General features: G+C 66.1%; 4 protein-coding genes. All 4 read left to right on the forward strand.

What is annotated here, in order from left to right; genetic code table 11:
- Positions 1 to 940: 940 nt before the first annotated feature.
- Complete coding sequence (gene gspE / locus DNK59_RS22470; protein ID WP_110724658.1) at positions 941 to 2,362, forward strand: type II secretion system ATPase GspE; 1,422 nt, start codon at positions 941 to 943, stop codon at positions 2,360 to 2,362.
- Positions 2,362 to 3,573, forward strand: a complete 1,212-nt coding sequence (gene gspF, locus DNK59_RS22475) for a type II secretion system inner membrane protein GspF (RefSeq protein WP_110724659.1) — start codon at positions 2,362 to 2,364, stop codon at positions 3,571 to 3,573. Before gspE ends, gspF begins: the two co-directional genes overlap by 1 nt.
- A gap of 562 nt (positions 3,574 to 4,135) precedes the next feature.
- Positions 4,136 to 5,299, forward strand: coding sequence for a substrate-binding domain-containing protein (locus tag DNK59_RS22480; RefSeq protein WP_110724660.1), 1,164 nt, complete (start codon positions 4,136 to 4,138; stop codon positions 5,297 to 5,299).
- Positions 5,300 to 5,515: 216 nt separating this feature from the next.
- On the forward strand, positions 5,516 to 9,330 hold a 3,815-nt coding region (locus DNK59_RS22485; protein ID WP_146249928.1), incomplete at its 3' end, for a filamentous hemagglutinin N-terminal domain-containing protein.

Here is a 9,330-nt window from a genome sequence, read left to right on the forward strand (position 1 = left end):
GGCATATCCACTGCTGTGGTAGCTGGCCGTTTCGCCTCTGTGGCGATGGGGATGGAGTTCCTATCTGCTGCTGTGGGTGTGGCGGTTGGCGGTTTCGTCTTTGCGGTGAGTTTGATGGGGTACATGTTCGTTGCTGCGGTTGCGGCGGGTGATTGGGTCGTCTTTGGGGCGAGGTTGACGGGGTACATATCCGTTGCTGCGGTAGCGGCTGCTTATGGTTTCGCCCTTACGGCGAGTCCCTTTTTACAAACGCCTAAAAAGGAACCAAAAACGCTTGCCCCTCCATGGGCCCCTCGCTGGGGCTCGGGGTTCCCTCGCTCCGGCATTGCTCCGGGGGCCCGCCGCCAACCGGCCATCCATGGCCGGGTGGCGGCTAGCTCGGCATCCATGCCGAGCTGCCCCCTACGCAATGCCTCCACTCGGCCGGCTGGGAAGGGGCCTGAAGATCAAGATCAAAAGCCAAGCGCGTTTACGCGCTGTCCGTAGGAGCCGGCTTGCCGGCGAAGAGGCCCGCAAGACATGCGTCGCCCTGGCGGACGCCTTCGCTGGCAAGCCAGCTCCTACGGAAGGGGGACGAGGCCGCAAGGCCAAAGTTGGCTCTGGCTCTGGCTCTTGCTCTTGATCTTGATTTTGATCTTCAAGGCCCCGTTAACCACGATGGCCGAACGCAGGCATTGATCCGTGGGTAACCCGGCAAGGATGCCGGGTTAGCCGCCACCCGGCCAGGGATGGCCGGTGGCGGCGGCCCACGGATCAATGCCGGAGTGAGGGCATGCCGAGCCTAGGCGAGGCACCGAGTGGAGGGGCAGAGCGTTTTGCTTACTTTTGCGCTCTTCAAAAGTGAGTCGCTGTAAAAGCGAAACCATAAGTGGCCGCACCCGCAGCAACGGATATGTACCCCAGCCCAGATATCAGGGCGAAACCGTCAGGAGACACCGCAATGACCACCCAGCTCCCCTACGCCTGGGCCAAATCCCAACGCATCCTCCTGCGTCACAGCGAGGAGGGCGCGGTATTGCTGGTCTGCCCCTCGACCCCCGGCTGGTCCATCAGCGAAGCCCGCCGCCAGTTCGGCCCCGCGCGCCTGGAGCGGATCCGCGAAGAGGAACTCGACGGCCTCCTGGCCAGTGCCTATGCCGATACCGGCAGCGCCGCGGCGGTGGTCGGGGCGGCGGAGAATGAGGTGGACCTGGATCGCCTGATGCAGGACATGCCGGAAATCACCGATCTGCTGGACACCCAGGACGGCGCCCCGGTGATCCGCATGATCAACGCCTTGCTCACCCAGGCCGCGCGGGACGAGGCCAGCGATATCCATATCGAACCCTTCGAGACGCACTCGGTGGTGCGCTACCGGGTCGACGGCACCCTGCGTGACGTGGTTTCCCCGCGCAAGGCGCTGCACGGGGCGCTGGTATCGCGGATCAAGATCATGGCCCAGCTGGATATCGCCGAGAAACGCCTGCCCCAGGACGGGCGTATCGCCTTGCGCGTGGCCGGGCGGCCCATCGATATCCGGGTGTCCACGGTGCCCACCGGCCACGGCGAGCGGGTGGTGATGCGCCTCTTGGACAAGCAGGCCGGACGCCTGCAACTGGAAACCCTGGGCATGGACCCGGACCTGCTGGCGCGCCTGGATACCCTGATCCACCAGCCCCACGGCATCGTCCTGGTCACCGGGCCCACCGGCAGCGGCAAGACCACCAGCCTGTACGCGGCGCTGGCCCGGCTGGACGCCAGCACCAGCAATATCCTCACCGTCGAGGACCCGGTGGAATACGACCTGCCGGGCATCAGCCAGATCCAGGTCAACGCCAAGATCGACATGACCTTCGCCCTGGCCCTGCGGGCGATCCTGCGCCAGGACCCGGACGTGATCATGATCGGCGAGATCCGTGACCTGGAAACCGCGCAGATCGCGGTCCAGGCTTCGCTCACCGGGCACCTGGTGCTGGCCACCCTGCACACCAATGACGCGGTGTCGGCGGTCAACCGGCTGGTGGACATGGGGGTGGAGCCGTTCCTGTTGGCTTCGTCGATGCTCGGGGTGCTGGCCCAGCGCCTGGTGCGCCGCCTGTGCAACCAGTGCAAGGAGCCCGACCCGGCCACCCCCGGCACCTGGCGCCCGGTGGGTTGCCCGGCCTGCAATCACATCGGCTACAGCGGGCGCACCGGCATTCATGAGCTGTTCTGCATTGATGACGACGTGCGCAGCCTGATCCACCAGGGTGCGGATGAGCAGGCCCTGCGCGCCGCCGCGCGCCGCGCCGGGATGCTCAGCATGCGCGAGGACGGTGAGCGCTGGGTGCGCAGCGGCGCCACCGCAGCGGAAGAAATCCTGCGTGTGACACGGGACGCCTGATGAATCGCTATCGCTATGAAGCCGCCGACGCCCTCGGCAAGATCGAATCCGGGCACCTGGAAGCCGACAGCCAGGGCGCGGCCTTTGCCAGCCTGCGCAGCCGTGGCCTGACCGCCTTGCAGGTGCAGCTGGACAGCAACCCAGGCACCGGCACGGCAGGGGGGCTGTTCAGCCCCAGGCTCAGCGACAACGACCTGGCCTGGGCCACCCGCCAGCTGGCCAGCCTGCTGGGGGCCAGCCTGCCGCTGGAGGCGGCGCTCAGCGCCACGGTGGAGCAGGCCGAGCGCAAGCACATCGCCCAGGCCCTGAGCGCGGTGCGCGCGGATGTGCGCAGTGGCATGCGCCTGGCCGAGGCCCTGGCGGCGCGGCCGCGGGACTTTCCGGAAATCTACCGGGCGTTGATCGCCGCCGGCGAGGAGTCCGGGGATCTGGCCCAGGTCATGGAGCGGCTGGCGGACTACATAGAGGAGCGCAACGGCCTGCGCGGCAAGATCCTCACCGCCTTTATCTACCCCGGGGTGGTGGGCCTGGTGTCCATCGGCATCGTGATCTTTCTGCTCAGTTATGTGGTGCCCCAGGTGGTCAGCGCCTTTTCCCAGGCGCGCCAGGACCTGCCGGGGCTGACCCTGGCGATGCTCAACGCCAGTGACTTCATTCGTGCCTGGGGCATCCAGTGCTTCGGCGCCATGGCGGCGGGGTTCTGGGGCTGGCGGCTGTACCTGCGCAACCCCCGGGCGCGCCTGAACTGGCACAGCCGGATCCTGCGCCTGCCGCTGTTCGGGCGTTTTGTCCTGGGGCTGAACACCGCTCGTTTCGCCTCGACCCTGGCGATTCTCAGCGGCGCCGGAGTGCCGCTGCTACGGGCCCTGGATGCGGCGCGCCAGACCCTGTCCAACGACCGCCTGAGCCAGAGCGTCAGCGAGGCCACGGCCAAGGTCCGCGAGGGCGCCAACCTGGCGGCCGCGCTGCGAGTGGAAAAAGTCTTCCCGCCGGTGCTGATCCACCTGATCGCCAGCGGCGAAAAGACCGGTGCCTTGCCGCCGATGCTGGAGCGGGCGGCGCAGACCCTGTCGCGGGATATCGAGCGCCGGGCCATGGGCATGACCGCGCTGCTGGAGCCGCTGATGATCGTGGTCATGGGCGGCGTGGTGCTGGTGATCGTGATGGCGGTGATGTTGCCGATCATCGAGATCAACCAACTGGTCACTTGAACCGCACAACCCGATTCGACCTGACCCCGTCCGGCCCGGTCTGGTCCCGTCCGGCCCGGTCCGTAGGAGCTGGCTTGCCAGCGAAGGCGTCGGCACCGGCGATGCAGGTCTCGCGGGCCCCTTCGCCGGCAAGCCGGCTCCTACGAGGGGTGTAGCGAAGGTGTGGTCCGAACGCAGGGCGGGGCAGCCAGAAAATTTAACGCTGCCTACCTCACTCCCGACCCGGCAATCGGCCAAGCTCGGGTTCCTTGTTCTGTCATGTTCCGGCGCTGTCTGCACCACCTTCGGCGCTTGCAGAGCGATGCCGGCGCCAACTTGGGCAACCTCGCTGTCACCTTGCCGGAAATGGCCTGAAAACCCTTGGTAAACACCCGAGAATCTTTTGCAAAAACAGTCGGTTTCTCCCGAGGTTTTTTCCTTTATCTGTCACCGGAAGCTGCGAACTTCTCTCCCCATGGCCTCACCCATCAAGCCCTCTGGATCAAGGCTTCTGGCCCGAGCGCCATGGCGTCATGCAAGAGCTATTCACCCAACGTACGAACACGACGAAAGGAGATTCTTCATGTTTAAGCGCAATGTTCTCGCGGCATCCCTGACCCTGGCAGCCCTGTGCTCGGCACAGGCTGCTCTGGCTGATATCAACGGCGGTGGCGCTACCCTGCCACAACCGCTGTACCAGACTTCCGGCGTACTGACCGCCGGTTTCGCTCCCTACATCGGCGTAGGCAGCGGCAACGGCAAGGCTGCCTTCCTGAACAACGACTACACCAAGTTCGTGGCCGGCACCACCGGCAAGAACGTGCACTGGGCCGGTAGCGACTCCAAGCTCAGCACCACCGAGCTGAGCAACTACGCCACTGCCCGCAACGCTACCTGGGGCCCGCTGATCCAGGTGCCTTCGGTGGCCACTTCGGTCGCCATTCCGTTCAACAAGGCCGGCACCGCTGCCGTTGATCTGAGCGTCAACGACCTGTGCGGCGTGTTCTCGGGTCGTCTGACCGACTGGAGCCAGATCGCAGGTTCGGGCCGTACCGGTGCCATCACCGTGGTTTACCGCAATGAAAGCAGCGGCACCACCGAGCTGTTCACCCGCTTCCTGAACGCCAAGTGCGCCGAGACCGGCAAGTTCGCCGTGACCACCAACTTCGCTTCCAGCTACTCGCTCGGCCTGCCTGCCGCTGCCGTGGCCGCTGTAACCAGCCAAGGCGTCATGGACGCGCTGAACGCTGGCGATGGCCGCATCACCTACATGAGCCCGGACTACGCCGCACCGACCCTGGCCGGCCTGGATGACGCCACCAAGGTGGCCAAGGTTGCCGGTGTTTCGCCAGCTCCTGCCAACGTTTCGGCCGCTATCGCTGCCGTGCCGGTACCTAGCGCCGACCTGGACAAGCCGAACAACTGGGTACCGGTATTCGCTGCCACCACCAGCCCTACCGACCCAAGCGTCGTGCCTTACCCAACCACTGGCTACCCAATCCTGGGCTTCACCAACCTGATCTTCAGCCAGTGCTACGCCGATGCCACCCAGACTTCGCAAGTGCGGGCTTTCTTCAGCCGTCACTACGGTGCTCTGGTGAACAACGACAGCGCCATCAACAGCAACCGCTTCGTACCGCTGCCAGCAGCCTGGAAAACCGCAATTCGTAACTCGTTCGTCACTGCCTCCAGCGGCCTGAGCATCGGTAACACCAGCGTCTGCAACGCCATCGGCCGTCCGCTGTAACCCTCGCGTCCGATACCTGCAACACCCGGATCAGCAACGGTTTCGACCGTTGCTGATTTTTGTTTTTGGCCCTGCCTACACCCCCAAGATGAATTTTCCGTGACATCCGTTCGGTCGTGCCTCGCGCCAACGGCCTAACCCCTTGAAGCAGTGACGCGCGCCCTGGGCCGTACAGCGTCGCGCACCCCTGGGCGTCATCACAAAGGATGAGTAGTAATGGTTCGCTGCAAACCCCCGGTTAACACCCCTGGCCTGGACTCTCAGGCGCCGATCCTGCGACTCAAGCCCCTGGCTCACGCCATTGCCTTGCTGATGATGGCCGGCAGCGCCCATGGCGCCACGGCCTTCAGTTCCGGCTGGTTCGCCGACAAGGGCGCATCCCAGGCCGCCACGGCGGCGCGTACCAATGGCCAGGTGCCGGGGATTCCGCCGTTGTCGCAGCAGACCCGGGCCAACCAGCAACTGCAACGCTCCCTGGGCAACCTCAATTCCACGGTGGCCGCCATCGCCGCGCAGCAGGCGGCCCAGGCCGCGGCGCGCCAGGCGGCGTTCGGCAGCGTCAGCAGCATTCCCGACGGCCTCGGCCAGGGCGGGCTCAAGGTCGACAACAGCCTGACCCAGGGCTGGATCAACGCCAAGGGGCCAGTGCAGAGCCAGTCCGGCGGCAAGACCACGGTGAGCATCGAGCAGACCGCCGACAAGGCCATCCTCAACTGGGAAACCTTCAACGTCGGGCGCAACACCACGGTGGATTTCCAGCAGCAGTCCAACTGGGCCTTGCTGAACAAGGTCAACGACCCCAATGGCCGGCCGAGCGAGATCCAGGGCCAGATCAAGGGCGCCGGTACGGTGATGATCATGAACCGCAACGGGGTGATCTTCAGCGGCACCAGCCAGGTCAATGTGCGCAACCTGGTGGCGGCCGCCGCCACCATCAGCGACGAGCAGTTCACCCAGCGCGGGCTCTATGTGGACGCCAACGGCAGCCAGCCGACCTTCACCGATGCGCTGGGCAAGGTCCAGGTGCAGCGCGGCGCGCTGATCCAGACCCATGCTCCGGCCAAGTCCACCGACTCTGGCGGCTACGCCTTGCTGCTGGGGGCCGAAGTGGAGAACGCCGGCACCATAGTCACCGCCAGGGGCCAGACCACCCTGGCCGCCGGCGACAGTTTCTATATCCGCCGCGGGGTGGGCACCGACGGCAACCAGCGCTCCACCACCCGCGGCAATGAAGTGGCCACTTCGCTCAAGGCCGGCAGCAGCGCCGGTACGGTCAGCAACAGCGGCCTGATCATGGCCGCAAGCGGCGATATCACCCTGTCCGGACATCAGGTGATGCAGAACGGCGTGGCCCTGGCCAGCACTTCGGTGGACACCCGCGGCACCATCCACCTGCTCAACTCCGCCAGCGACAGCAGTGGCAGCGTGACCCTGGGGCAGGGCAGCACCACCGCGATCCTCTTGGACAGCAGCGGCAGCACCGCCCTGGACAGCCAGCGCAACAATGGCCTGATCAACCTCGACGGCACCCCGACCAACCTGATCACCGGGCAGTTCAACAACCTCAGCAGCGTGGCCGATCGCAGCGACCAGTCGCGGGTGGAGATCGTCAGTGGCGGCACCGTGGACTTCCAGAAAGGCTCCATCACCCTGGCCACCGGCGGCCAGGTGGCGGTCAGCGCCGGGCAGCGCAGCCTGGTGCGCGATGGCGCGGTGATCGATGTATCCGGCGCCGTCGGGGTCAAGGTGGCGATGGAGTCCAACAACATCAAGATCAATGTCCAGGGCAACGAACAGCGCGACTCGGCGGGCAACCGCGACAGCGGCAAGCTGATCAACAACGATGTGTGGGTCGACCTGCGCGAGCTGATCTTTGTCCCGGCCGGTACCAACGGCTACGCCACCGACCGCTGGTACACCGCCGGCGGCCTGCTGGAAGTGGGCGGCTACCTGGGTACCCAGGGCCACAATATCGGCGAGTGGATGGCCCAGGGCGGCACCCTGACCTTTACCGGCAAGGACGTGGTGACCCAGTCCGGCGCCCAGTTGAACCTCTCCGGCGGCACCGTCGATGTGCAGGCCGGCTATATCCGCCAGACCTGGCTCAAGGGCGTCGACGGGCGCCTGTACGAGCTCTCCCGGGCGCCGGGGGACCTGCTCTATACCGGCATCTACAAGGGCTATGTGGACAGCAGCCCGCGCTGGGGTCGCACCGACTATTACTACAACCCGCTGATCGCCCAGCAGCAGCGCTACGAGGCCGGTTATACCGTTGGCCGCGACGCTGGCAAGCTGGTGATCGGCACCAGCAACGCGGTGCTCGAAGGGCAGTTGATCAGCGAGGTGTTCAAGGGCGATCGCCAGACCCAGGCGCCCAACCTCAAGCTCGACGGCTACCAGCAGTCGCACAAGGCCACGGCCCAGCGCGCGCAACTGATCATCGGCAGCTACACGCCGATCTACAACAAGACCAGCGGCACCCTGGGCTATGCGCTGAACCCGGTCACCGATCAGGTGCTGATCGACGCCAACCAGCAGAAGATCGCCGCTGGCCTGGACCTCGCCACGGCCCTGCCGGCCAGCCGCCAGGGCCAGCTGGTGCTCGACAGCGACACACTCAACGGCTTCCAGCTGGGGGCGATCAAGGTTGGCGCCAAGCAGCAGATCCAGGTCAATGGCGCGCTGCAGGTGGCCGACGGCGGCGATATCACCCTGTTCGGGCCCCAGGTCAAGCTCAACGCCAACCTCACGGCCCATGGCGGCAGCATCAATGCCGGCAACGTGCTGAGGCAGGTGGATATGGACCGCAACTTTGCGGTCGGCGACGTGATCTTCGCCCCCGGCGGCGTATCGGCCCGGGTCGATGTGGCCAGCGGGGTGCGCCTGGACGCTTCCGGGCGCTGGAGCAACCTGGCATTGAGCCCCCAGGACAACAGCGGCCTGGCCTTTATCAATGGCGGCAAGGTGTCGTTGCGCAGCAGCGGCGATCTGAATCTGGCCAGCGGCAGCCTGGTGGAGGTCAGCTCCGGGGCCAGCATCGGCTACGACGGCAAGGCCAGCGGCGGCAAGGGCGGCGACGCGACGCTCGCCGCCGATGGCCAGCTCGACCTCAAGGGTCAGCTGCGCGGCTACGGGGTCAACGGTGGCGGCACCCTGGCCTTGCAGGCGCACAAGGTGCTGATTGGCGCCAGCAATGCCGCGCCCGAGGCCGGCACCCTGCAACTGGCGGGGGACTTCTTCAACAAGGGCTTCGCCGCCTACGACATCACCGGCAATGAAGGGCTGAAGGTGGCCGACGGTGCCCGGGTCGATGTGACGATGCCGGCCTATCGCGTCAGTGCCCAGGCCGGCAATGCCGTCAGTGGCAGTGCGGCGGACAGCGTGCTGGAAACCTGGCATCCGGATCTCTATCAGCAGGATGCGGCCAAGGGCGTGCTGACCCAGCGCCGTGGCGCGGGGCTGACCCTGACCGCGGGCAACCAGTACTCCACGGCCGCACAACTGGCCAGCACGGCGCTGACAGTGGGCCAGGGCGCGGTGATCACTGTCGATCCGGGGCAGGCCATCAACCTGCGCAGCGTTGGCCAACTGACCATGAACGGCACCCTCAATGCCTGGGGTGGCAGCGTCAGCTTGGGTGGGCTGACGGTGGCCAGCTCCGAGGCGGCCAATGCCGCCGGCCACGGGCGTTCGATCTGGGTCGGCGAGCAGGCGCTGATCGATGTTGCGGCCCGTGCGGTAAGCGCGGTGGACAACCGTGGCCGCAGCTATGGCCAGGTACGCGATGGCGGCAAGATCAGCATCGGCGGCGAGATCGACCTGGCCACCGGCATCGCCAAGGCCAGCGATCTGTTCGTGGTGGTGCGCGACGGTGCCCGCCTGGATGCTTCCGGCACCCAGGCAGCCCTGGATATTCCCGGCCAGGGGCGGGTGCAGGTGGCCAGCAATGGCGGCAGTATCAGCTTCGCTTCCAATAATGGCCTGTACCTGGACGGCAGCTTCGTCGCCCGGGCCGGTGGTGCGGGCGACGA

It is taken from the genome of Pseudomonas sp. TKO26 (assembly GCF_003225665.1).
Taxonomy (GTDB): domain Bacteria; phylum Pseudomonadota; class Gammaproteobacteria; order Pseudomonadales; family Pseudomonadaceae; genus Aquipseudomonas; species Aquipseudomonas saponiphila.